Origin of the sequence: Acidovorax sp. SUPP3434 (assembly GCF_030159015.1) — a bacterium.
In the GTDB taxonomy this organism is placed as follows: Bacteria; Pseudomonadota; Gammaproteobacteria; order Burkholderiales; family Burkholderiaceae_C; genus Paracidovorax.
On the sequence record NZ_BQXL01000010.1, the window covers coordinates 63,750 to 87,747 of the forward strand.

The 23,998-nt window shown below is 68.5% G+C and carries 23 protein-coding genes; 6 read left to right on the forward strand and 17 right to left on the reverse strand.

Annotated features, from left to right (window positions below):
* Window positions 1-22: 22 nt before the first annotated feature.
* From AVKW3434_RS15960 to AVKW3434_RS15980, 5 genes are all read right to left on the reverse strand, one after another.
* Window positions 23-394: a DUF1493 family protein gene (locus tag AVKW3434_RS15960; RefSeq protein ID WP_284406638.1), complete on the reverse strand. Its 372-nt coding sequence runs from the start codon at window positions 392-394 to the stop codon at window positions 23-25.
* A 40-nt stretch (window positions 395-434) separates the two neighbouring features.
* A complete protein-coding gene (locus AVKW3434_RS15965; protein WP_284406639.1) occupies window positions 435-743 on the reverse strand; it encodes a hypothetical protein in 309 nt (102 codons plus the stop codon).
* A 1-nt stretch (window position 744) separates the two neighbouring features.
* Complete coding sequence (locus tag AVKW3434_RS15970) at window positions 745-1,686, reverse strand: peptidoglycan recognition protein family protein (RefSeq protein ID WP_284406640.1); 942 nt, start codon at window positions 1,684-1,686, stop codon at window positions 745-747.
* Window positions 1,687-1,822: 136 nt separating this feature from the next.
* Window positions 1,823-3,319: a SulP family inorganic anion transporter gene (locus AVKW3434_RS15975; protein WP_284406641.1), complete on the reverse strand. Its 1,497-nt coding sequence runs from the start codon at window positions 3,317-3,319 to the stop codon at window positions 1,823-1,825.
* Between the two features lie 84 nt (window positions 3,320-3,403).
* Window positions 3,404-4,243, reverse strand: a complete 840-nt coding sequence (locus tag AVKW3434_RS15980) for a UPF0149 family protein (protein ID WP_272565705.1) — start codon at window positions 4,241-4,243, stop codon at window positions 3,404-3,406.
* 249 nt (window positions 4,244-4,492) lie between these two features.
* On the opposite strand from AVKW3434_RS15980, the gene AVKW3434_RS15985 reads away from it, so the two are divergent.
* Window positions 4,493-5,323: a BUD32 family EKC/KEOPS complex subunit gene (locus tag AVKW3434_RS15985; protein ID WP_284406642.1), complete on the forward strand. Its 831-nt coding sequence runs from the start codon at window positions 4,493-4,495 to the stop codon at window positions 5,321-5,323.
* A 37-nt stretch (window positions 5,324-5,360) separates the two neighbouring features.
* On the opposite strand, the gene AVKW3434_RS15990 is transcribed toward AVKW3434_RS15985, so the two are convergent.
* A complete protein-coding gene (locus AVKW3434_RS15990; RefSeq protein WP_284406643.1) occupies window positions 5,361-6,662 on the reverse strand; it encodes a UDP-N-acetylglucosamine 1-carboxyvinyltransferase in 1,302 nt (433 codons plus the stop codon).
* 319 nt (window positions 6,663-6,981) lie between these two features.
* Here AVKW3434_RS15990 and AVKW3434_RS15995 point away from each other — a divergent pair, with 319 nt between their 5' ends.
* Window positions 6,982-8,796, forward strand: a complete 1,815-nt coding sequence (locus AVKW3434_RS15995; RefSeq protein ID WP_284406644.1) for an ABC transporter ATP-binding protein/permease — start codon at window positions 6,982-6,984, stop codon at window positions 8,794-8,796.
* Between the two features lie 49 nt (window positions 8,797-8,845).
* Here the strand turns inward: AVKW3434_RS15995 and AVKW3434_RS16000 are convergent, their stop codons facing one another.
* Window positions 8,846-9,325 carry a putative toxin-antitoxin system toxin component, PIN family gene (locus AVKW3434_RS16000; protein WP_284406645.1) on the reverse strand — a complete coding sequence of 160 codons (480 nt, stop codon included), beginning with the start codon at window positions 9,323-9,325 and terminating at the stop codon, window positions 8,846-8,848.
* Window positions 9,315-10,586 carry a THUMP domain-containing class I SAM-dependent RNA methyltransferase gene (locus AVKW3434_RS16005; protein ID WP_284406646.1) on the reverse strand — a complete coding sequence of 424 codons (1,272 nt, stop codon included), beginning with the start codon at window positions 10,584-10,586 and terminating at the stop codon, window positions 9,315-9,317. The genes AVKW3434_RS16000 and AVKW3434_RS16005 overlap by 11 nt, the downstream gene beginning before the upstream one ends.
* Before the next feature lie 206 nt (window positions 10,587-10,792).
* Between AVKW3434_RS16005 and AVKW3434_RS16010 the strand changes: the two genes are divergently transcribed.
* Both AVKW3434_RS16010 and AVKW3434_RS16015 read left to right on the forward strand, forming a co-directional pair.
* Entirely contained in the window at window positions 10,793-12,655 is a 1,863-nt protein-coding gene (locus AVKW3434_RS16010) for a methyl-accepting chemotaxis protein (RefSeq protein WP_284406647.1), read from the forward strand.
* 226 nt (window positions 12,656-12,881) lie between these two features.
* A complete protein-coding gene (locus AVKW3434_RS16015) occupies window positions 12,882-13,427 on the forward strand; it encodes a TspO/MBR family protein (protein ID WP_284406648.1) in 546 nt (181 codons plus the stop codon).
* A gap of 28 nt (window positions 13,428-13,455) precedes the next feature.
* Here the strand turns inward: AVKW3434_RS16015 and AVKW3434_RS16020 are convergent, their stop codons facing one another.
* The 6 genes from AVKW3434_RS16020 to argS all read right to left on the reverse strand — a co-directional run bounded on the left by AVKW3434_RS16020 (window position 13,456) and on the right by argS (window position 20,159).
* Window positions 13,456-15,042 (reverse strand): RNA polymerase factor sigma-54, encoded by a 1,587-nt coding sequence (locus AVKW3434_RS16020; protein WP_284406649.1) that lies wholly within the window; start codon window positions 15,040-15,042, stop codon window positions 13,456-13,458.
* A gap of 88 nt (window positions 15,043-15,130) precedes the next feature.
* The gene (gene lptB / locus AVKW3434_RS16025) at window positions 15,131-15,913 is read right to left on the reverse strand and encodes an LPS export ABC transporter ATP-binding protein (RefSeq protein ID WP_284394373.1); all 783 of its coding nucleotides are present in this window, start codon (window positions 15,911-15,913) and stop codon (window positions 15,131-15,133) included.
* Window positions 15,913-16,566, reverse strand: coding sequence for a lipopolysaccharide transport periplasmic protein LptA (gene lptA, locus AVKW3434_RS16030; protein WP_272565719.1), 654 nt, complete (start codon window positions 16,564-16,566; stop codon window positions 15,913-15,915). The genes lptB and lptA overlap by 1 nt, the downstream gene beginning before the upstream one ends.
* A 104-nt stretch (window positions 16,567-16,670) precedes the next feature.
* Entirely contained in the window at window positions 16,671-17,330 is a 660-nt protein-coding gene (locus tag AVKW3434_RS16035) for a thiol:disulfide interchange protein DsbA/DsbL (RefSeq protein ID WP_284406650.1), read from the reverse strand.
* Window positions 17,331-17,387: 57 nt separating this feature from the next.
* Window positions 17,388-18,035 (reverse strand): SPOR domain-containing protein, encoded by a 648-nt coding sequence (locus AVKW3434_RS16040; protein ID WP_284406651.1) that lies wholly within the window; start codon window positions 18,033-18,035, stop codon window positions 17,388-17,390.
* A 12-nt stretch (window positions 18,036-18,047) separates the two neighbouring features.
* Window positions 18,048-20,159, reverse strand: coding sequence for an arginine--tRNA ligase (gene argS, locus AVKW3434_RS16045; RefSeq protein WP_284406652.1), 2,112 nt, complete (start codon window positions 20,157-20,159; stop codon window positions 18,048-18,050).
* Between the two features lie 117 nt (window positions 20,160-20,276).
* On the opposite strand from argS, the gene AVKW3434_RS16050 reads away from it, so the two are divergent.
* Window positions 20,277-20,615, forward strand: coding sequence for a PsiF family protein (locus AVKW3434_RS16050; RefSeq protein ID WP_284406653.1), 339 nt, complete (start codon window positions 20,277-20,279; stop codon window positions 20,613-20,615).
* A 69-nt stretch (window positions 20,616-20,684) separates the two neighbouring features.
* Here AVKW3434_RS16050 and AVKW3434_RS16055 read toward each other — a convergent pair whose 3' ends face one another.
* Window positions 20,685-21,140, reverse strand: coding sequence for a DUF2214 family protein (locus AVKW3434_RS16055; RefSeq protein ID WP_284394754.1), 456 nt, complete (start codon window positions 21,138-21,140; stop codon window positions 20,685-20,687).
* A 154-nt stretch (window positions 21,141-21,294) separates the two neighbouring features.
* Here AVKW3434_RS16055 and AVKW3434_RS16060 point away from each other — a divergent pair, with 154 nt between their 5' ends.
* On the forward strand, window positions 21,295-22,260 hold the full coding sequence (locus AVKW3434_RS16060; RefSeq protein WP_284406654.1) for an FmdB family transcriptional regulator: 966 nt from the start codon (window positions 21,295-21,297) through the stop codon (window positions 22,258-22,260).
* A gap of 39 nt (window positions 22,261-22,299) precedes the next feature.
* Here the strand turns inward: AVKW3434_RS16060 and AVKW3434_RS16065 are convergent, their stop codons facing one another.
* Window positions 22,300-23,004 (reverse strand): DUF3016 domain-containing protein, encoded by a 705-nt coding sequence (locus tag AVKW3434_RS16065; protein ID WP_284406655.1) that lies wholly within the window; start codon window positions 23,002-23,004, stop codon window positions 22,300-22,302.
* The gene (locus AVKW3434_RS16070; protein ID WP_284406656.1) at window positions 23,001-23,972 is read right to left on the reverse strand and encodes a LysR family transcriptional regulator; all 972 of its coding nucleotides are present in this window, start codon (window positions 23,970-23,972) and stop codon (window positions 23,001-23,003) included. The genes AVKW3434_RS16065 and AVKW3434_RS16070 overlap by 4 nt, the downstream gene beginning before the upstream one ends.
* Window positions 23,973-23,998: the final 26 nt, after the last annotated feature.

Here is a 23,998-nt window from a genome sequence, read left to right on the forward strand (position 1 = left end):
CCACGCCTCGCGGCCGTCGGCCTCATGCGCGTGGAGTGGCGGTCTCCCTCGGTCCGGCGGATTCGATGCGGGCGGCATCCCAGCGCTTCAGTTCAACGGACTTCGCGAGCATGCCCAAGGTGATGGGCACCTTCCTCTGTCGATCCCGATAGCGGCGCAAAGGCATCCAAAACAACTGCAATGGATTGAACCCTTCGTTGTGGAAATACCGTCCGAAATCGAACCCGCTGGAATCGACGCCGAACTCCGCGAAGAAGGTCTCCATGAACTCCACCGCATCGTCGCCCGTGATGCTGAGATCGTCCTCGATCGTTGTCTCTGAGTGAAGATTTCGGCTTGGCAGAACACCAGACTCCTTTCTGGCGAATGCCTCGACCGCTGCAATGAAGCTCATGACCGGATGCTCTCGATCTTTCCGCCGGGTAGTTTGACGGCTAGATTCTGCTAGCGTCGTTGATCTTTTGGCACTCATACGGATCGAGCGTGCCACGCCGATATTTACAATACTCCATAAATCTAGCCTTATCCTCTGCCCTCAGCAGGTCATAGCGTTCGTATTCAAGGCCATCCTGCGATGGATCTTGAAAAAAAATAATCCAAGATGGCTGAGCCTTAATGAAAGGACTCCAACTCACCCCCATCTCATGGTCCCCGGTGTATTTATCCAGACCCAGAAATAGCCAGGCCAACAAAATCATTAAAAAACACAATACGAAATAACGAAAATTCTGTTTTTTAAACATATTAAGGCTCCGACAACCCCAATTTTTTCCTGAGCTGATCGGCAATGATCATTCCATAGATCCCTGGACATGCGCGACTGGTTTGAACAGTTTTTGCAAAATCCCTGTGTCCGCCCAATCGACGGATTGGGAAAAAATCCTTCAGTGCACCTACCAACGCCTCCGTTCTAGATATCTGCTGCTCCGTACCTTCGTCGTGCAACACCTTTAATCGATCAGCTTGCACACTCAGAAACTCATTGATAGCAGCCTGGGCACCCTTGGCCTTGGCGACATTCATGACGCCGGGTCCGTATTTAGCGCCCTCCCCTCTTACGCTCAGATCTGCCAATAACACAATCCCAATGACTCCCGTATTCATCGCCTCCACATGAGCCCCTTTGTGACGGATATCAAGTGCCTCGTAGATGGTACCGTCGCAGGCTACCGCATAGTGATAGCTAACTCTCCCGAATTTCTTGATGTCTATCTTCTCTACTTGACGAATGGACTCCATGCCAGGGGCCGCACAACCGAATGTGTTTCCTGCGTGATGAATGGCAATCGAGTGATAGTTCCAATCGTTGGGCGGAATCATCGCTGGATTTTGAGCCTTCCAACTGAGGCGATCAACTATCGATAACCTATCAATCAGGGCTTGACGTATTTTTTCCTGATTTGCAATCCAGCAGGCGGCGGTGGGATTTAAGATTCTGATGCTAGGTTTATCAAGGGCTTGATGGGTCGGTCCTCCTGGGAAAACAGTCGAATCCACAGGAAGAATTCCAACCATTTCCTGAAATGCTCGAATCGCGTCTAATGTTCTGGCATTGATATAACCATCTTCTTTGACAGGCAAATAACCCATTTTGCACTTCATGTGACGGTTGAGCGATGCCTGAACCGCCAAAACATCATTTCTTTTATTCCCTGAAGTCTTACCCACGGGTGAAGTTATTTTCATAGAAGATACTTCTTAAAAAATTCTTAACCCATGAATTTACCCTTAAATAGACAACTCACTAAATAATGAAATTTATAGTTATCTGAACAAAATCTAATGCAGGATATTTCCCTCACAGCGATGGCCGACCTATGCATTACATAGCGGAGTCCGCGCCGCCCCCCAGCCGCCCCACCAGCCCCGCACTGGCCTCGTTCAGCCCCACCACCTCCACCACCGCCCCGTGGTGCCGCAGCCGCTGCACCACCGTCTCCAGCGCGGCCACGGCCGTCACGTCCCAGAAATGCGCGCGGGACACGTCGATGCGCACGGGGCGCCCTTCGGCCGCGAGGATGTCGAACGCCTCGATGAACGCGTCGGCCGAGGCGAAGAACACCTGGCCCGACACGTGCCAGGTGCGCAGGCCGGTGGCGGCATCGTCCTCGGCCCGCACGCCGAGCAGACGCGCGACCTTGAACGCGAAGAACACGCCGCTCAGCACCACCCCCACGCCCACCCCGGCCGCGAGGTTGTGCGTGGCGAGCGTCACGGCCACGGTGGCGAGCATCACGGCGCTGGACAGGCGCGGGTGGCGCACCACGGCGCCCAGCGACTTCCAGTCGAACGTCGAGGCCGACACCATCACCATGATGGCCACCAGCGCGATCACCGGCACGCGCGACACCCAGTCCTTCAGCGCCACCATCAGGATGAGCAGGAACACGCCGGCGAACAGCGTGGACAGGCGCCCGCGCCCGCCGTATTTCACGTTGCCCACGGCCTGGCCGATCATTCCGCAGCCGGCGATGCCGCCGAAGCAGCTGGCCGCGATGTTGGCCAGGCCCAGGCCCGCGCACTCGCGGTTCTTGTCGCTGGGTGTGTCGGTCATTTCGTCCACCACGGCGGCGGTGAGCACCGATTCGAGCAGCCCCACCATGGCGATGGCCAGCGCCGGCAGCGCGATGGCGCGCAGCGTCTCCAGCGACACCGGCACCGCGGGCAGGCCGAACAGCGGCAGCGCATCGGGCAACCGGCCCAGGTCCGCCACGGTGGGCAGGTGCAGCCCCGTGGCGGAGGCAATGAGCGTGAGCGCCACCACGCAGATCAGCGGCGACGGAATGGCGGTGAGCGCCCGCACCCGCAGCCGCTGGCCCAGCCACGGCAGGCCGTAGATGAGGGCCAGCCCCAGCGCCAGCATGCCCCAGGTGGCGGCGCCCGCGCCGCGCAGGTGCGGCAGCTGCGCCGAGAAGATCAGCACCGCCAGCGCGTTGACGAAGCCCGTGCGCACCGAGCTGGAGACGAAGCGCACCAGCACGCCCATGCGCAGCAGCCCAAACGCCACCTGCACCACGCCCGCCAGCAGCCCCGCCGCCAGAAGGTGGCCCAGCCCGTGCGACTGCACCAGCGGCGCCGCCACGAGCGCCACCGAACCGGCGGCTGCCGACACCATGGCCGGGCGCCCGCCCGCGAAGGCGATCACGATGCTGATGACGAACGAGGCGAACAGCCCCACGGAGGGATCGACACCCGCCACGAACGAAAACGCGATCACCTCGGGAATCAGCGCGAACGTGGCGACGGCACCCGCGAGCAGTTCGCGCGGAATGCTGGGCGCCCATTCGGCACGCAGGCGGGCCAGGAAAGCAGGGGTCATGGAACGGCAACGCGCGCCGGAGCGCGCGTAAAAGCAAAAGGAAAGGGGAAGAAGAAGCGCCCGGTCAGGCCGCGCCGGCGTCCGTCAGGCGCCGCAGCACTTCTTGTATTTCTTGCCGCTGCCGCAGCTGCACGGGTCGTTGCGGCCGGGGGTGTCGGCGCGGCGCACGGCCTCCACGCGCGGGCCGATGCTCTTCCAGAGCTGGCGCAGGTCGTACACGGCCCAGACGGCTTCGCTGAACGACTCCAGGCGGGCCTCGCTCACGCTGGCCGGGCCGTCCTCGGCATACAGGTTGTGCTCGGGCTTGCCGGTGTCGTCCTCGGTCAGCACCACGATGTTTTCCAGCGCGCCGTCCAGCCACTGCGCGGCGTCCTTGTCGCGCGGGGCGGCCCATTCCTCGGGCCAGTTCTCCACCGCGAACATGAAGCCGAGCGCCCACACCTGGCCGAACGAGGGAATGTCCTGGCCGGCCATCTCGGCGCGTTCTTCCTCGGGCAGGCAGGCCACGGCGCCGCGCATGTCCATCACCTCGGGCTGGAAGGCGCGGTCGTCCTCCAGCGATTCCACCTCGGTCGCCAGCTGGCGGCTGACCTCGTCGAACCGCAGCGTCCACAGCTCCATGAACCGCGCCTGCTGGGCTTCGTCCTTGAAGGCCGGCAGCAGCGGCAGCGGGGCGCCCGCACCCTCGGTCACATCGATGGGGCCACCGTCGTCCAGCAGCATGGGCAGGTATTCGGCGGCGGGAATGGCGCGGCGCGTGCAGGCCAGCGCGGTCAGGAAACCGTCGCAGAACTCCCACTGCGGGATTTCTTCGGCACGGCTGCGCAGGTCGTCCAGCAGCGTGTCCAGCTCGTCGAGCGCATCGTTGTCGAGGGCGGGTTCGGTGCCGGCGGCAGCGGCGGTGTCGTGGGAGGATTCGGTCATGGGGCGGCTCCAGGGCGCGGCGGGGGGAGAAAAAGGCTTCGTTATGATGCCGCAGCCCGCGCAAAGCGGCGAACCGGGGCGGGCGCAGGCATGGCGCTGGAGGCAGGTGCAGACAGCCCCGCCCAGGGCCACGGCCGGGCCGCAGGCGGCGATTTTATCCGCCCGGCCCCGGCCGGCCCCTGCCGGCCTCGGTTCGCACCCTGTTCGCAGCCCCGGGCCCGGCCCGTTCCCCTCTTTCGCACCGACCCCATGCCGACCCACGCCGATCCTGCAGCGCCCGCCGCCGCCGTCCCCACCGACCCCGCGGCCTTCCTGCGCGAGCATGCGGCCACCCAGGCGCCCAACGTGCAGAGCTACCGCCTGCCCGGCGAGCAGTGGTGGCTCAAGCGCGCGGGCGCCAGCCACGGCGCCGGGCGCTACCGCGCCATGGCGGTGCTGGCACGCCTGCTGGGCCTGGCGGTGCTGCGCCCGGTGCCGACACCAGGCGGGCCCGCGGCCATCGCCATCGAGGTGCGGCGCCTGCAGGACTTCGCCGCGCGCGGCCTGCGCGCGCCCGAGGTGCTGGCGGTGCAGCACGATGCCTTCCTGATGCGGCACTTGGGCGCCCCCGACGAGGAAACCCATTCCCTGGGCAACGAGATCGACCACGCCGTGGCCGAAGGCCCAGAGGCCGTGCTGGCCCTGTGGCGCCAGGGCCTGGACGCCATCGCCCGGGTGCACGCCAGCGGCACCTGCCTGAGCCAGGCGTTCGCCCGCAATCTCGTGCGCTGCCCCGACGGCGTGGTGGGCTACGTGGATTTCGAGGACGACCCCGCCACCGCGCTGCCGCTGGCCGTGTGCCACGCGCGCGATGCGCTGTGCTACGCCCAGTCCACCGCGCTCTACCTGCGCCAGGCGGGCGCGCTGGACGCGGCCCGCACGCTGTGGGCGGCCTGGCTGGGCGCCCAGGGCCCGGACATGCGCGCGGTGCTGGCCACCACGGTGCGCCGCCTGCGCTGGCTGCGCCACCTGCCGCCGAGCCGGCGCCTGGGCCGCGACCTGCAGCGCGTGCGCGCCGCCTACGACCTGCTGGCGCCCTGACCGCCCCCACCCAGGCGCAGAGGGCGCCTGGGCGCGGTCACTCCTCGCTCGTCCACTCCACCTGCACGCCCAGGCTGCGCAGGTTCTCCACGAAGCGCGGGTGTGCGCGCCGGATGGGCGTGGCGTTGCGGATCTCCGAGCGCCCGTCGATGCTGGCGGCCACCATGAACAGGGCGATGGCCACGCGGATGATGTAGGGGCTCTCCACCACGGCGGGCGTGAGCGCATTGCCGCCGAAGGTCACGATGCGGTGCGGATCGGACGAGAACACGTGCGCGCCGAACTTGGACAGTTCGCCCGTCCAGCCCAGCGCCCCGTCGTACACCTTGTTCCAGAACATCGCGTTGCCCTGCGCCCGCACGCCCAGCGCGATGAAGATGGGCAGCAGGTCCACGGGAAAGTAGGGCCAGGGCGCGGCCTCCACCTTGGTCAGCACGTTGCTGGTGAAGGGCGTCTGCACGGTGAGTGGCCCCTCGCGGTGCGCGCGCGACCAGCCGTCCGCATGCTCGATGCGCACGCCGAACTTGGCGAAGGTGCGGTCGATCAGCGGGAAGTTCTCCGGCGCGCTGTTGCGCACCACCACGTCGCCGCCCGTGATGGCCCCGAGGGCCAGGAAGGTGGTGATCTCGTGGAAGTCCTCGTCGAAGCGGAACTCGCCACCGCCCAGCGCCGCGCCGCCGTGCACCGTGAGGCGCGACGTGCCGATGCCGTCGATGCGCACGCCCAGCATGGTCATGAAGCGGCAGAACTCCTGCACGTGCGGCTCCGACGCGGCGTTGTTGAGCGTGGACACGCCGCTGGCCGAGGCCGCGCACAGCACGAAGTTCTCGGTCGTGGTGACCGAGGCGTAGTCGAGCCAGTGGTGGGTGGCGTGCAGCGGCCCGGCGCAGCGCACGAGCAGCGAGCCCTGCGCGCGCTCCACCGCGCCGCCGAAGCTGCGGAACACCTCCACGTGCGGATCGATCTCGCGCACGCCGAGCGTGCAGCCCTTCACGTTGTCTTCGAGCCGCGCCACGCCGAAGCGCGCCAGCAGCGGCGGCACCAGCATGATGGACGATCGCATCTCCTCGGGCAGGCGGTGGGCGGCGGCGTCGAACGCGGTGTCCTTGTGGTGCAGTTCCAGCGTGCCGCTGGCGTGGTCCATGCGCACGTCGCTGCCCAGGGTGCGGAAGATGTCCAGGATCTTGCGCACGTCGGTGATGTCGGGCACGCCGTGCAAGGTGAGCGGCGCCTGGGTCAGCAGCGTGGCGCACAGCACGGGCAGCACGGCGTTCTTGTTGGCGGAGGGCGTGATGCGGCCACGCAGCGGCGTGCCTCCGTGCACGATGAGATTGGACATGGGCGGGATGCGGGGGAAACCCGAAAAGAAAACAGCCGGCACTGTAACCCCCTCCCCCCTGTGGCGCCCGAGCGGCCGCGCTCCCCCGGGTCGCGTGCGTTTCCGTAGCCGGCCGTGGGCCGCGTCCGACAGGCCCCCGCCTGCGCGCAGCCTATCTTCGCCGCAGCGCTCCCGCCTTTCCTTTCCTACCGCCTGCATGTCTTCCTCTGCTTCTGCCGCTGCGCACCCCGCGGCAGCCACCGCGGCACCCGCCCCCGCCGCCCCCCTCGCCGCTTCCCGGCGCGCTCCCACTTTTTCCGCGGCCGCCTGGCGCCAGTTCATGAGCGTGGCCAAGCCGTACTGGCTCGGCGACAAGAAGGTCGCGGCCTGGTCCCTGCTCGGCCTGCTGGTGCTGCTGATGCTGTGCGAGACGCAGCTGGCCGTGATGCTGATCGACCGCACCGGCGAGATGACCTCGGCCCTGGCCGCCAAGGACCGCGACCGCTTCTGGGACGCGGTGCGCACCTGCCTGCTGGTGCTGGGCTTCGCCGTGCCGGTGTACGCCTTCTACTACTACATGCGCGATGCGTTCTCCAACCACTGGCGGCGCTGGCTCACGCACCGCTTCCTGGACGGCTACCTGGGCGGCCGGCGCTACTACGAGCTGAACACGCAGGGCGGCATCGACAACCCCGACCAGCGCATCAGCGAGGACATCAACACCTTCACCGGCCGCTCCACGCACTTCCTGCTGATCTTCGTCGGCGCGGGCATGCAGCTGGTGGCCTTCAGCACCGTGCTGTGGTCGATCTCCAAGGTGCTCGTGGCCTTTCTGGCGGTGTACGCCCTGCTGGGCACGGTGGTGGCGCTGTGGGTGTTCGGCGCGCCGCTCATCCGCCTGAACTTCTGGCAGCTGCGGCGCGAGGCGGACTTCCGCTTCGGGCTGATGCGGCTGCGCGAGAACGCCGAGTCGATCGCGTTCTACCGCGGCGAGTCGCAGGAGCGCGCGCAACTGGACCACAGCTTCCAGGCGGTGTTCACCAACTACGCGCGGCTCATCAAGCGCCAGCGCTCGCTCAACCTGTTCCAGCGCGCGTTCAGCCAGCTCACGGTGGTGATTCCCGCCATCATCCTGGCCGATGCGGTGCTCTCCGGCGACATGGAGGTGGGCCGCGCCATCCAGGCGGCCGGCGCGTTCGCGGCGGTGCTGGCCGCCGTCTCGCTGATCGTTGACAACTTCGAGAGCCTGAGCCGCTTCGTGGCCGGCATCGGCCGGCTGGACACGCTGGCCCAGGCCCTGCTGGGTGCGCCGGCCCGGCGCGAGGAGCCGGCGGCGCCCGAGGCCGTGTCCGCCGCACGCAAGCTGCGCCGCCAGCAAAAGCGCGAGTCGCGCCGCCAGCGCGGCACCCCGTCGGCCGCCCCGGCAGCCCAGGCCACGCCCCCCGCGCCCGCCGCCAAGGCACCGGCCCCGGACACCTCCCGCGAGATCCAGGCGCGGGAAGGCGAACGCCTGGCCATCGACGGGCTCACGCTCTACACCCCGAAATTCGGCCGCCTGCTGGTGAAGGACCTCACGCTGGAGCTGCAGCCGGGCGATGCGCTGCTCATCACCGGGGCCAGCGGCTGCGGCAAGAGCTCGCTGCTGCGCGCCATCGCCGGACTGTGGCGCACGGGCGACGGCGTGGTGCAGCACCCGCCGCTGGACGAGGTGTTCTTCCTGCCCCAGCGCCCCTACATGCAGCCCGGCACGCTGCGCAGCCAGATGATCTACCCGGCGCGCACGACCGCGCTGGACGATGCGCAGTTGCTTCAGATCCTGAACGACGTGCACCTTCCCGAACTGGCCGACCGCGTGGGCGGGCTCGACGCCACGCGCGACTGGGAAAAGCAGCTGTCGGTCGGCGAGCAGCAGCGCCTGGCCTTCGCCCGCGTGCTGGTGCGCCAGCCGCGCACCGTGATCCTGGACGAAGCCACCAGCGCGCTGGACGGCGCCAACGAAGCGGCCCTCTACGAGCGGCTGCGCGCCAGCGGCGCCTCCATCATCAGCATCGCCCACCGGCCGGCGGTGCTGGCGCACCACACGCACGTGCTGCAGTTGCTGGGCGAAGGCCGCTGGGCCCTGCACCCGGCCGAGGGCTTTCAGTTCGAGGCGTGAGGAGGGTTGGAGGCGCCGCGTGCGCGGCGGGTGGCGTGGGCGGGCCGGGTCAAGCGGCGCACGCCGCGGGTTCCAGCACCAGCACGGTCGCCACGTGCGCGTCCTGCGCCAGCAGGCGCTTGCGCATGCAGACCACGGCCTTGTCCTTGGACAGCAGGATGGCGCGGTGCGCCACGGCCAGATCGATGAACTTCTGGTCGTCCGCATCCTTGCACACCGAGGGCACGCGCGCCGCCTCGGGCACCACGCGCACCCGGGCGTCGAAGGCGCCCAGCACGGCCGCGGCATCCAGGCCGTAGAACGCCAGGCGCGGCACGATCTGCGGGTAGGCCAGCACACGCTCCAGTTCGTCGCGCATGGCCTGCGTGGCCACCCACTGCAGCCGCCCCTGGGCGAGCAGCTCGCGCAGCGGCGCCACGGCGGGGTCGGCGAACACCAGCAGGTCCAGCACGATGTTGGTGTCCACCACCACCGCGCGGGGGACCTCGCCGGCCGCGGCCTGCGCCGGCAGGCGCAGCTCAACCCGCATCGGGCGGGCTTTCCACGGGCCGGGGGGGACGCTCGCGCGCCGAGCCGCGCACCATGTCGAAGCGGAACAGGCGGCACTCGATGGGGCCGTTCCACATGGGCACGCGGCGCGACTCCTTCAGGCGCATCTTGCCGGGCAGCTTGAGGTCGGGCGTGAGCATCCAGCCCTGCCAGCCGGAGAAGTTCTTCTTCCAGTGCGTGGCGAGCTGGCTGAAGAACTCGCCGCCGTCCTCGGTCTGCGCCGTCTCGCGGCCCGCGCGCTCCACGTGGCCGGCGCGCTCGGACGCACTGCGCCCGGCCGTGCCCGCGGCGACGATGCGCTCGCCGTAGGGCGGGTTCAGCAGCATCACGCCGGGCTGGGCGGTGGGCGGCATGCGCTGCAGCGCGTCGCCGCCGCGCAGCTCGATGGCCTGGGCCACGCCCGCGCGCTCGGCGTTGCGCTGGGCGAAGTCCACCATGCGGTGCGACACGTCCGAGCCGAAGATGCCCACTGCCGGCGGTTTGATTGCCTGTTCTGCTTCATTTTTGATAGCAGACCAGACATGGGCCTGGAACGGCAGCAGCTTCTCGAAGGCGAACCGCCGCTGCATGCCGGCGGGGATGTGGCAGGCCATCTGCGCCGCCTCGATCAGCACGGTGCCGCTGCCGCAGCAGGGGTCGTACAGCGGCACGTCGCCCTGCGGGTCCCAGCCGGTGGCCGCGATCATGGCGGCGGCCAGGGTTTCCTTGAGCGGGGCGTCGCCCTTGTCCTCGCGCCAGCCGCGCTTGAACAGCGGCTCGCCCGAGGTGTCGATGTACACCGTGGCCTCGTCGGTGGTCAGGTGCAGGTGGATGCGCACGTCGGGCCACTGGGTGTCCACGTCCGGGCGCACGCCGGTCTTGGCGCGGAAGCGGTCGGCCACCGCGTCCTTCACGCGCAGCGCGGCGAAGTTCAGGCTGGTGAGCGGGCTGTGCTGGGCGGTGACGTCGATCTTGAAGCTCTGGCGCGGGGTGAACCAGATCTCCCAGGCGACCTCGCTCGCGGCGGCGTACAGGTCGTTCTCGGAGCGGTACGGCCGGTGGCCGAGCTGCACCAGCACGCGCTGCGCGAGGCGGCTGTGCAGGTTGAGCATCAGCGCGTCGCGCCAGGAGGCCCGCAGCAGCACGCCGCCCCGGCCGGTGAGCAGGTCCTGGCCGGTCAGGCCGGTGATGCCGTGCACCTCGTCGGCCAGAAAGCCCTCGACGCCAGCGGCGCAGGGCAGGAAAAGTTGCAGTTGGTTCATAGACGGCCCCGAGGATACGCGCTGGCAGCCCCGCTGCGCGGCCGAGGGGCCGTACGCACCTGCCCGCGGGGGTGCAGGCGTGCCGAAGACCGAGCCATCCGAGGCATTCGGGTTTCCACCTAGCAGAACCCCAGAGTTGTCATTTGCCCTGGGTCAACCAATTGTCAGAATGAACCCTTGTGTGTATCCATTTGCAAAGGTACTTCATGTTCAAAAGCCTGCGTGCACGCCTCATCGGCATCTGCGTCGCCATCACCGTGCTGTCGCTGCTGGCCCTGGCGCTGGTCACTTTCTTCGTGGTGCGCAAGGACACGCTGGCGCAGCTGGACGAGAACGTGGGCGGGCTCACCCGCCTGCATGCCGACGAAGTGGCTGAATGGGTGCGCGAAAAGCAACGGATCACCTCGTCCCTGAAGGTCGCCACCGAGCAGCCGGACCCGCTGCCCATGCTGCGCGCCATCAAGCAGGCCGGCGCGTTCGACCTGGTGTATTTCACCTATGCGGACAAGCGCCACATGGCGCTCACCAAGGTCCCGGAGGGGTACGACGGCACCTCGCGCCCCTGGTACAAGCAGGCAGCGCAGGCGGGCGGCCCCGTCATCACCCCCGCCTACGTGGGCGCGAGCAGCGGCAAGCTGACCATCACCTTCGCAGAGCCCGCCGGCCCGGCCGGCCAGCCCACGGCCGTGGTGGCCACCGACATCTACCTCGATTCCGTAACCGCCAAGGTCAACGCCATCCACCCGATCGCCAGGAGCTTCGCCTTCCTGCTGGACGGCGACAGCAAGATCCTGGCGTATGCCAAGCCGGGCATGGCGCTCAAACCCGTCTCCGAGATCGCGGGCAGTCTGGACGCCGCGCTCATCAAACGCCTGGCCGAACGCAACGAGCGCACCGACGTGCAGATCGACGGCGCCGACCAGATGCTCTACGCCGCCAAGGTGCAGGGCACGCCCTGGACGCTGGCCATCGCCATCGACCGCGCCGAGGCCACGCAATCGGTGCGCGCGCTGCTGCAGGTGGCCATCGTCATCACGCTGCTGAGCGTGCTGGCCGCCGTCGCACTGGTCACCGTGGCGGTGAGCCACCAGCTGCGCCGCCTGGGCGTGGTGCGCGATGCGCTGGAAGACATCGCCTCGGGCGACGGCGACCTGACGCGCCGCCTGTCCACCCATGGCAGCGACGAACTCACCCAGATCGCCAGCGCCTTCAACCACTTCGTGGACAAGATCGCGGCGGTGCTGGTGCAGATCCGCGCCTCGTCCGAATCCGTGCGCCTGGCCACCAGCGAGATCGCCAGCGGCAACCAGGACCTGTCCTCGCGCACCGAACAGCAGGCCAGCTCCCTGGAGGAGACGGCCGCCGCCATGGAGCAGCTCACCGCCACCGTCCAGCAGAACGCCGAGAACGCGCGCCAGGCCAACACGCTGGCCTCGGGCGCCTCGGAGATCGCCACGCACGGCGGCAGCGTGGTGGGCCAGGTCGTGAAGACCATGGGCGGCATCGACGCCTCGGCCCGCAAGATCGTGGACATCATCGGCGTGATCGACGGCATCGCCTTCCAGACCAACATCCTGGCGCTCAACGCCGCGGTGGAAGCCGCCCGCGCCGGCGAGCAGGGCCGCGGCTTCGCGGTGGTGGCCAGCGAGGTGCGCACGCTGGCCCAGCGCAGCGCGACGGCCGCCAAGGAGATCAAGGCGCTGATCGACGATTCGGTCACCCAGGTGGATGCCGGCAGCAAGCTGGTGCAGGACGCCGGGGCCACCATGGAAAAGGTGGTGGACAGCGTGCGCCGCGTGACCGCCATCGTGGCCGAGATCAGCAACGCCAGCCAGGAGCAGAGCACCGGCATCGCCGAGATCGGCAGCGCCGTGAGCCAGATGGACCAGTCCACCCAGCAGAACGCCGCGCTGGTGGAAGAGGCCACCGCCGCCGCGCAGTCGCTGCAGCAGCAGGCGGCGCAACTGGCCGACGCGGTGGCCGGCTTCAAGCTCGACGCCCACGGGGCCGCAGCGCCATCGCGGGGTGGCCCCGCGGGCAGCGCGAACCGCGCCCTGACCATGCGATAAGAAACCGTCTCCAGCGCAATAACTACTAGGGCATGCAGCTACTAATTTAATAGCAAATGCTTTTTGCGACATCGCCCGGCCGAGGGGCCACGGGCGCAGGCCCGGGCGTTGCGGCGCCGGCCCATGGTGAAGCACAAGGGCGCCGGGTGGCGATCCAAGCCCGCGCGCGACCTTCTTTCGGCCTTCGCTGACGGCGCCAAGCCCCCCTCGCGGCCATGATGGCGCGATGACCCCCACCCCGCCCTCGCGCGCCCCTTCGGCGCCGGCCCGCCCCGGCCGAGCCCCCCTCACGCCACGCACCTGGCTCGCCCTGGCCGGCTGGCTCGCGATCGCCTTCGTGGCCGCCGCGATCGGCAGCATCGCTTCGGTCCAGGCGCCGCAGTTCTACGCCCAGCTCACCCAGCCGGCCTGGGCGCCGCCGGCCTGGCTGTTCGGGCCGGTGTGGAGCGCGCTGTACGCCATGATGGGCATCGCCGCCTGGCTGGTGTGGCGCGAGCCCGCGGGGGCCCTGCGCCGGCGCGCGCTGTGGCTGTTCGCCGTGCAGTTGGCGCTCAATGCGCTGTGGAGCTGGCTGTTCTTCCAATGGCACCAGGGCGCCTGGGCGCTGGCCGACATCGGCCTGCTGTGGTGCTGCGTGGCCGCCACTCTGGTGGCGTTCTGGCGGCTGCGGCCGCTGGCCGGGGCGCTGCTGGTGCCCTACCTGGCCTGGATCACCTTCGCCGCCGCGCTGAACTTCACGGTCTGGCGGCTGAATCCGCAACTGCTGGGCTGAGGGGCCGGCGTCTTTCGCGGCGCGGGCGCTACAGCGCCTTGCGCAGGTTGGCCGGCGCGATCTTGAGCGCCTCGCGGTACTTGGCCACGGTGCGGCGCGCGCACTCGATGCCCTGCTCCTTCAGCATCTCAGCGATCTGGCTGTCAGACAGCGGCTTGGCCGGGCTCTCGGCCGAGACGAACTGCTTGATGAGCGCCCGCACCGCCGTGCTGGAGGCGTTGCCCCCGGTCTCGGTGCCCAGGCCCGAGCCGAAGAAATACTTGAGCTCGTACGTGCCCTGCGGCGTGGCCATGTACTTGGCCGTGGTCACGCGGCTGATGGTGGACTCGTGCAGGCCCAGCTCGTCGGCGATGTCGCGCAGCACCAGCGGCCGCATGGCCAGCTCGCCGTGCACGAAGAAGTTCTTCTGCCGGTCCACGATGGCGCGCGACACGCGCAGGATGGTGTCGAAGCGCTGCTGGATGTTCTTGATGAACCAGCGCGCCTCCTGCAGCCGCTGCTGCAGACCCTGGTGGCCCTCGCCGCCGCGGTTGCCGCGCAGCGCGCCGGCGTAGATGTCGTGCACACGCAGGCGCGGCATCACGTCGGGATTGAGCTGCACGCTGAAGTTCTGCTGGGTGCCGCGCCCGGTCTTCTTCACGATGACGTCGGGGACGATGATGTTGCGCTCCACCTCGGCGAAGGCGCGGCCGGGCCGGGGCTCCAGGCGGGCGATCAGCGCCATGGCCGCGCGCGTGCGCTCCTCGCCGCCGCCGCAGGCCTGCGCCAGGCGGCGCACGTCGCGCCGCGCGAGCATCTCCAGCGGCTGCTGGCAGATGCGCAGCGCGGTCTGCACCACGTCGGGGTCGCCCTCGCCGTCCTCGCGCAGCGCCTTGAGCTGCAGGGTCAGGCACTCGGCCAGTCCGCGCGCGCCCACGCCTACCGGGTCCAGGCTCTGCAGCAGGCCCAGCGCCACGGTGAAGCGGTGCACCAGCTCCTCGACCTGCTCGGTGTCGTCCTCGCCCGCCAGGCTCACGGCGAGCGACGGCAGCGACTCGTCCAGGTAGCCATCGTCGTTGAGCGACTCGATGAGACAGCGCAACGCGGCGGTGTCGACCTCGGACAGGCGCAGGCCCAGCGCTTGCCGGTGCAGGTAGGCGGTGAGCGACTCGTGGCTGCGGGCCAGTTCGGTGGCGTCGGCTTCGTCGCCCTCGCCGGCCGTGCGCGTGCGGGCCGGAGCGTCGCCGCCCCATTCGCCGTCGTCCGGCGCCATCTCGACGGTGCCGTCGCCTTCCCAGTCGGGGGCGTCGGCGCTGCCCGGAGCCTCGGCGGCGCTCGCGGCATCGCCCTCCGAAGAGGGCTCCACCGCCGCGCTGGACTCGCCGGGCGCGCCGGAATAGATGGCTTCTTCGGTGTAGCGGTCGTCCTCGCTCACGGGCGCATCGGCCTGCGGCAGACCGAATTCTTCGCGCGCGGCCTCTTCGGCGGTGCGTTCGAGGAAGGGGTTTTCGTCGAGCATCTGCTCGACCTCTTGCGACAGTTCCAGGGTGGACAACTGCAGCAGCCGGATGGACTGCTGCAACTGCGGCGTGAGTGCCAGATGCTGCGAGACGCGCAGCGACAGCCCCGGCTTCATCACACCGGTGCCGCCGGGCCGCCCCGAGGCGCGAGAGCCCCCGCGGGGAGCAGCGCAGTCAACACGATGACCAGCGTGGACGCCATGCTCACATCCTGAAATGCTCGCCGAGGTACACGCGCCGCACCTCGGCGTTGTCCACGATCTCGGAGGGCGTGCCCCGCGCCAGCACGCGCCCATCGCTGATGATGAACGCGTGGTCGCAGATGCCCAGGGTCTCGCGCACGTTGTGGTCGGTGATGAGCACGCCGATGCCCCGCGCCTTGAGGAACCCGATGATGCGCTGGATCTCGATCACGGCGATGGGGTCGATGCCCGCGAACGGCTCGTCGAGCAGGATGAAGCGCGGCTGCGTGGCCAGGGCCCGCGCGATCTCCACGCGGCGGCGCTCGCCGCCCGAGAGCGCCAGGGCCGGGGAGGCCCGCAGATGCTCCACGCGCAGCTCCTGCAGCAGGGCGGTGAGGCGCGACTCGATCTCGTCGCGGCTCAGGGCCTTGTCGTTCTCGTCGCGCTGCAACTCCAGCACGGCACGCACGTTCTCCTCGACCGTCAGCTTGCGGAAGATCGACGCTTCCTGCGGCAGGTAGGACAGGCCCAGCCGCGAGCGGCGGTGGATGGGCATGTCGGCCACCGAATGGCCGTCGATGCGGATGTCGCCGCCGTCGCTGCGCACCAGCCCCACGATCATGTAGAACGAGGTGGTCTTGCCCGCGCCGTTGGGGCCGAGCAGGCCGACGACCTCGCCCTTTTGCACGACCATCGACACGTCCTTGACCACCTTGCGGCTGCCATAGGACTTCTCCAGGTGCTCGACCTCCAGCCGGCTCGTGTTGCCGGCCGCCGAGGCGTCGGAAGGGTGTGCCGCCGCCATCACTTCGCGCCGCCGCCCAGTTCGCCGCTGGGCCGCAGGGCGGGGGCCGGCGAGGTGGGGGCCGCAGCGGGCGCCCCGGCCTTGGCCGGAGTCTCCTTGGGCGAGAGCACCGCGCGCACGCGGCCTCCGGGCGTGGCCGCGGTGTTGCTGCCGGCGGGGGCGGCCTTCTGGCCATCGACGGTGAACACGTCGGTCAGGTTGTTGTAGACGATGAGGGCACCGGCCATCTCGTCAGTGAGGGTGGATTCGCGGTAGCGGCGCAGTTCCGAGCGGCGGATGAGCCGCACCAGATCGGCCCGGCCGTCGTACTCGATGACTTCGCCCTCGCCCTCGACGAACTCGTCGGGCATGCCGGGCGCCGTGTCGCGCTTTTGCCGGAAGAAGGCCCGCTTGCCGGCCTCGGCCGTCATGGTGCCGTACTGGAAACCATCGGGGTCCTGCCGCACGTCCAGCCGCGCGCCGCGCAGCAGGATGGTGCCCTTGGTGACCACCACGCGGCCGGTGAAGACGCTGGTTTGCTTGAGCTCATCGTGGCGCAGTGCATCGGCCTCGATGTTCATGGGCTTGTTGCGGTCGGCCTTTTCGGCGCGGGCGCCCCCCATGGCGAAAGCCAGGGCGGCAAGCAGGAGGATCGGTAGGAGGCGTTTTCTCATAGGGCACGAATCTTGCAAAGATTGTAGCCACCCCTTGGCGCGATCCGGGAGCAGCAAAGAAAAAGCCCGCAAACGCGGGCTTGCATCGCACGGAAGCAGGGGACTCAACCGCCCTTGGCGGCGGTGGAAGCGAGGTACTCCACCACTTGCAGCACGCCCTGCATGTTGCCGGCCATGGTGCCATCGGTGTAGTAGCGGCCGGCCACGCCCATCGAGGGCACGCCTTCCACGCCGTAGGCTTCCTGCAGCTGGGCGGCCTTGCGCACCTGGTTGGACACGGAGAAGGAGTTGTACGCCTCCTTGAACTTGGCCACGTCCACGCCCTGCTTGCCGATCCATTCGAAGATCAGGTCGTCCTTGTTGAGGGCCTGCTTTTCCACGTGCACGGCGCGAAACACCTTGGCGTGCAGATCGCCGACCTTGCCCATGCTTTCCAGGGCGAAGTACAGCTTTTGCTGCGGTGCGAAGCTGGAGTTGAACGCCACGGGCATGCGGCGGATGACGAGGTCCTTGGGCGCCGCCTTGATCCAGGCTTCCAGCGTGGGCTCGAAGGCGTTGCAGTGCGGGCAGCTGTACCAGAAGAACTCGATGACCTCGACCTTGCCGGCGGGCACGTCGCTGGCCACGGGCTTGGCGAGCTTGACGTAGTCCTTGCCTTCCTTGAATTGGCGGGCCTGGGCCATGGCGGGCGTCGCCAGGGGCAGCGTCAGGGCGGAAGCGGCCACGGCCGTGGCGGTGGACAGGGAAAACTCGCGGCGTTTCATGAAAAAGACACTCCTTGTTCGGTCAGAGGGTTGTGAGCGGCAGCCTGCGGGAAAAGTTCAGCGCTGCACGCGCACCAGCGCGGATTCGACGCCCGCGCCATCGAGCTTGTCCTTGAGCATTTCGGCATCGTCGCGCTTGGTGAAGGGGCCGACGCGCACGCGAAAGACGGTGCGGCCGCTCTGCTCGCGCTCGCTCACCCGGGCCTCCCAGCCCAGCATGGCCAGCTTGGCGCGCTGCGCATCCGCATCGCCCTGGGTGCGGAAGGCACCGGCCTGCACGAAGTAGTCGAACGGCTCGGCGCCGCCGGGCGCGCTGGCGGCCCGGGCCTTGGCCAGGTCGCCCAGCGGATCGGACGAAGCGGCCGACTTGCTGGCGGCACCCCGGGGCGCCGAAGCGGCGGCCACGGCGGCCGGCACCGAAGCGGTGCTCGCGGGGGCCGGTGCGACACCGGCCACTGCGGGCGTCGAGCTGGCGGGCACGGGCGGGCGCGCCGGGTTCTTGCCGTACAGCGGCGAATTCGGGTCCCAGTTCTTGTTCTTCTGGGATTCGGCGGCGTCCTGGTCGGCATTGCGCGCACCGCCCTTGTTGAGGAAGGGCACCGGCACCTTGGTCACATACACGGCCACGCCCAACGCCGCCCCCAGGCCCACGACCACCCCGAGGATGAAGCCGATGGCGGTGCCCCCACGTTGCTGTTTTGTCATATCCGTAAACACTCACATTCTGGCTGGCGCCGATACGCCCAGCACGGCCAGGCCATTGTGCAATACCTGTGCGGTGGCGGCGACGAGCGCCAGGCGCGCGCGCTTGACGGCTTCGTCGTCCACCAGGATCCGCTCGGCGTCGTAGTAGCTGTGGTAGCTGGCGGCCAGGTCGCGCAGGTAGAAGGTGACGTCGTGCGGCGCCTCGCCTTCGGTCGCGGCGGTGAGCATCTCGGGGTACTTGGCCAATTGCATCAACAACTGCAAGGCCGCTGGATGCGTAAGAGAAGACAAATTAGCTGAATCTAAGATCGGAAGACCAAATTCAGTCAGAATTTTTGGAATTAGCTCTCCGCGAACTTCGAACTGGGCTATGTAAGCGCTCAAATTTTCAACACAAATGAGGGGAAACCCCTTCGGCGTCCTACCACGCAATGCGTCTAACAGTTTTTTTGCGTGCTTTCCAACATGCCAAACACCTACGTCCAAGTCATTTATTACGCGGCCAATAGCGTGCACATCTTTTTTCTCAAACCATGTTTGAACCTGTTCAACTTTCGCTGAAAACGAACCCGCCAAAACAGTCGCTTCGGAGTTCGCAAGAAGCGTGGACATCTCATGGACCACCTTGCGTGGTACATCGACATGAGTTGTTATCGCAACCACCAAATCAAGCAGAACCCCCTTAAATGCGTTTTCCGCATTTTTCGGAATTGCAGGCCAACCTAGTGTTTCTACGACCCACTGCTCAAGCACCGAACAGATGCGCGCATGCGCGTACTGCACGTAGTACACCGGGTTGTCGTTGTTCTGCGCCACGGCCAGATCGACGTCGAACGTGTATTCGGTATCGGGCTTGCGGCTCAGGAGGAAAAAGCGCACGGCGTCCTTGCTGGTCCACTCGATCAGGTCGCGCAGGGTCACGTAGCTGCCGGCGCGCTTGCTGATCTTGACCTCTTCGCCGCCCTTGACCACGCGCACCATGGTGTGCAGCACGTAGTCGGGGTAGCCCTGCGGAATGCCCACGTCGGCGGCCTGCAGGCCGGCGCGCACGCGGGCGATGGTGCCGTGGTGGTCTGTGCCCTGGATGTTGACGACCTTGGTGTAGCCGCGCTCCCATTTGGAGATGTGGTAGGCCACATCGGGCACGAAGTAGGTGTAGCTGCCGTCCTGCTTGCGCATGACGCGGTCCTTGTCGTCACCGTAGTCGGTGGACTTGAGCCACAGCGCGCCGTCCTGCTCGTAGGTCTGGCCATTGGCGACCAGCCGGTTCACCGTGGCCTCGACGCGGCCGCTGGTGTACAGGCTCGACTCCAGGTAGTACTCGTCGAACTTCAGGTTGAAGGCCTGCAGGTCCTTGTCCTGCTCGTAGCGCAGGTAGGCCACCGCGAAGTTGCGGATGGACTCCACATCCTCCACATCGCCGCTGGCCGTGAAGGCGCGGTCGGTGGCCTGCACCGTCTTCTTCGCGAGGAAGTCGTTGGCGATGTCCTGGATGTAGTCGCCGTTGTAGAACCCCTTGCTGGCGGGATTCTCGGGATCGGTGGGCCAGCAGTCGTCGCCGGGCTTGAAGCCCTTGGCGCGCAACTGCGTGCTGTGCGTGAGCGTATGGATCTGCACGCCCGCATCGTTGTAGTAGTACTCGCGGTGCACCTTCCAGCCCTGCGTGGCGAAGAGGTTGCAGATCGCATCGCCCAGGGCCGCCTGGCGGCCGTGGCCCACGTGCAGCGGGCCCGTGGGGTTGGCCGAGACGAACTCGACCAGCACCTTCCGGCCGTTGTCCGGCTGTTGCCCGAAGCGCTCGCCGGCGGCCAGCACTTCGCGCACCACTTCCTGCTTGGCGGCGGGCTTCAGGCGGATGTTGATGAAGCCGGGGCCCGCGATCTCCAGCGCCTCGACCCAGCGGCCGAAGGCCGGCGTGGCCAGCAGGGCCTCGCGCAGCGTTTCGGCCAGTTGCCGGGGGTTCTGCCTGGCGGCCTTGGCCAGCTGCATGGCGGCGGTGCAGGCGAAATCGCCGTGCGCGGCCACCTTGGGGGATTCAAAAGCAGCACGCCCGGCAGCGCCGGGCGACAATTTTTCCAGCTCGCCGGCGAGCGCCGCGAGCAATTCCTGTTTGACGGAGAGCATGCGGCGATTCTACGGGCCGCCCGTCATCCAAACTTTCGGCCATGACGTTATGCTGAACAGCCTCGCGGGGTGCGCGTCGACGGGGGGCTTCCTATCCACTTTTTGCAGGAATACGACATGAAGAATCTGCTCTCCGTGGTGGCCGCCGCCGGCCTCGCCCTCTCCTTCGCCACGGCGCATGCCGCCGATGCCCCCGCAGCCGCCGCCTCCGCGCCGGCCAAGGCCCCCACCGCTCAACAGAGCAAGATGGCCACCTGCAACGCCGATGCCAAGACCAAGGCGCTCAAGGGCGACGAACGCAAGGCCTTCATGAAGGACTGCCTGAGCGCCGACAAGCAGGCCGCCCAGCAGGGCAAGATGACCACCTGCAATGCCGACGCCAAGACCAAGGCGCTCAAGGGCGACGAGCGCAAGGCCTTCATGAAGCAGTGCCTGAGCAACAAGCCCGCCGCCTGATCCGGCCACCGGCCCGCCTTTCGTCAAAAAGCCCCGCATTGCGGGGCTTTTTTGCTGGGCGCGGGGCGTTCAGCGGGTGCCGACGCCCCGCGCGAGGAACGTGGCCGCCAGCGGAATCAGCACCAGCAGGTGCGCCTCGATCATGACCAGGCGCCGGGTGCTGCGGATCGCCGCCTCGTCCGGCAGCGCGCCCGTGGCGCGCAGGGCCTTGCGCCAGCGCAGGAACCGCAGGGTGGGCGCGATGGAGATCAGCCCGACCACCACGAAGAGCCCCACCTTCACATGCAGCAGCGGCTGCATTCCATACCACTGCGCACCCTTGATGCCCCAGCCGACGCGGGCCAGCCCCGTGGCCAGCACGGCCAGGGCCGCGATGCCATAGAACCGGTCCAGTTGCGCCAGCCGCTCCACCGCGGCCGCGTTCAGCCAGGCCGGGCGGCACAGCGCGGCTTCGCTGGCCAGGAAGGTGACCATGGTGAGAATGGCTAGGAAATGGGCATAGGCCAGCAGGGCTTCGGTGGTCATGTGGCGTTCCTTGGAGTGGGGGCGGCGCGATGGTAGCGCGCCTACGGCAGCCTGCGCCGCGTTTCGTTCGCCGGTGCAGCGCTTCGGGTGCGCGTGCGCAATCCCTGGGACTCGCGCAACAGTGAAAGCCTCTCCATTGTTGCGAGGCATGTCCATGCCGATCCAGTCCATCTCCCACACGCAGCCCAACGCCTGGCTCCCGGGCGGCCAGAGCACCACCCTTCAGCAGGATCTCATCAAAAAGGTCCTGGAAATGCTGCTCGTCAGCCTGCTGGAGAAGCTGGGCAAGAAAGACGACGCGCCGTCCAGCCAGCCCGGCGGCACCCCGGCTTCCAGCCCCGCGAGCGTACCCCCCAGCGCGCCCCCCAGCGCGTCACCCAGTCCATCACCTGGCCCGGCACCCAGCCCGTCCGCCGGTCCGGCCAGCCCCCCCTCGGGCGCTCCGGCTCCCACGCCAACGCACGGCGGCACCGCCGACACGGTCCCGGCACCAGCGCCCTCTACCAGCCCGGCCATTCCCGGCAGCGGCACGGCAGGCAACGACTTCGGCACGCAGAGCGTGGCGGAAGGCGCGGGCAAGGTCCACCCGAAATTCGAGCCGGTGCTGCGCGGCGACGAGTCGCAAAAGGACGCGCAGATCCAGACCCAGGCGGACTTCGGCAAGGCGGCCGATGCCACGGCCAGGGAATACGGCCTCGACCCCAACGTGTTCCGCGCCCAGCTGGAGGTGGAATCCAACGCCTTCTCCAAGGGCTTCCAGGGCGCCATGAAGCTGGAAGGCGACCTGGGCCGCGCCGGCGAGAACAACACCTCCATCGGCCTGGGGCAGATTTCCCGCAAGTTCCTGGACGGCCGCGAATGGGCGGATGGCGGCCCCGGCAACGAACGGGTCGGCGGCCAGAAGGTGTCCACCGAGCAATACCAGGGCAGCGTGACGACGCAGTTGCGCATGGCCGCGTCCAACCTGGCCCAGCGCGTGGCCGACCATGGCGGCCTGCAGCAGGGGCTGGCGTACTACGTGTCGGGCAACCCTGACCCGGGCAATGCCAACGCCAGCGCCTACATCGACCGGATCAACACGGCATTGAAGGACCCGGCGGTCGTCGGGCCCGGCCGCTGACCCGCGCAGGCAGCGCAACGGGGCACCGCCCGCGCCGCATCACTGCGGCGCCGGCGCCCCGATGTCCTGGCGCACCCAGTCGTCGAGCAGCGCCTTTTCATACCGCATCGGATCGCTGCCGCCCCGCCCCGCGCGGGACAGGAACGACGGATCGCGCAGCTCGCGGCGACCGGACTGCAGCACGCGGCCATCGGCCGCCGTCCGCTGGAACTCCAGGTCGATGCGCGGCGGATACACGTCGCGCACGATGCGCACCTGCGCCAGTTGCGCGCCGCGCCCGGGCTCGAACCCGCCCGCGCGCTGCACGTCGGTGATGCGCACCGCCAGCCGCTCGCCATCGGGCAGCGCGGCGGCCGCGCGTTCGGACAGGTGCTGACACAAGGCATCGACCCACGCCCGGCGCGCACGGTCGGACTCGTGCGGGCCCATGCGGGCATCGCTGAAACGGGACGGCTCGTCGTACTCCACGCTGACGATGCCCGGAGGAATCGCCTGCGCGCCGCGTGCCGCGGCGGGCCCGGGGCCGGGAGCGGCCGGCCGTGCGGACTCCGGGGCCGGGCTTCGCCCCGCCACGGGCGCCTGGGGCGCAGCGGGAGCCGTTGGCGGCCCGCCCGCGCAGCCGGCCATTAAGGCCGCGGCGGCCAGCAGGACCAGCGCCGCACCCGCGCGGCCGCGTTCCGGCCTGGCCATGCCCGCGGCGCACGCCGCGGTGGGGCGCCGCCTCGGTGGGGAATGGTGGGTCATGGCAAGGCTCCTTCTTGGGTGAATGGGGCGGCGGCAGGGCCCGCCGTGCGGCGCCAGAACTCGGGCTGGCCGTAATGGTGCTTGAGGTAGTCGATCCACAGCCGCACGCGCAGCGGCATGTGCTTGCGCTGGGGAAAGACCACGTAGATGCCGTTGGGCGGCGCGGCGAAGTCCTCCAGCACCGCGGCCAGGCGGCCCGCGGCGATCTCGGCCTCGACCTCCCAGGTGCTGCGCCAGGCGATGCCCCAGCCGCCCAGGCACCAGTCGTGCAGCACCTGCCCGTCCGAGCAGTCCAGCGGACCGCCGGGTTTGAAGTGCACGACCTCGGTGCCGCCGCCCTCGGCCGCGGGCATGCGAAAGGCCCAGCCGCGCGTTTGCGAGGCGTCGCTGGAGAGCGTGAGGCAGGCGTGCTGCGCCAGGTCGCCCGGATGGCGCGGCGTGCCGTGGCGCGCCAGGTACGCCGGCGTGGCCACGCACAGGCGCCGGTTGTCGGCGATGCGCACGCTCACCAGGGAAGAATCGGGCAGGTCGCCCACGCGCACCGCGCAGTCGAACCCCTCGCCGGCCAGATCGACCACGCGGTCGCTCAGGTTGAGCGAGATGGTCACCTCGGCATGCAGGTCGCGAAAGCGCGGCACCAGCGGCGCCACGTGGCGCCGGCCGAAACCCGCCGGCGCGGTGATGCGAAGGTGCCCGGTGGCCTTGACGCCGCCGGCGGACACGCTGGCCTCGGCATTCGCCACGTCGGACAGCAGGCGCTGGCAATCTTCGAGGAAGGCGCTGCCCTCGTGCGTGAGGTGGATGCGCCGCGTGGTGCGCACCATGAGCTTGACCCCCAGGTGCTCTTCCAGCGCATCGAGCCGGCGCCCCATGATGGCCGGGGCCACGCCTTCGGCCTTGGCGGCGGCGGTGAGGCTGCCGCGCGTTGCCACCGACACGAATGACTCGAAGGCCTTGAGCTTGTCCATGGGCGCCGATTATGCGGATGGATGTC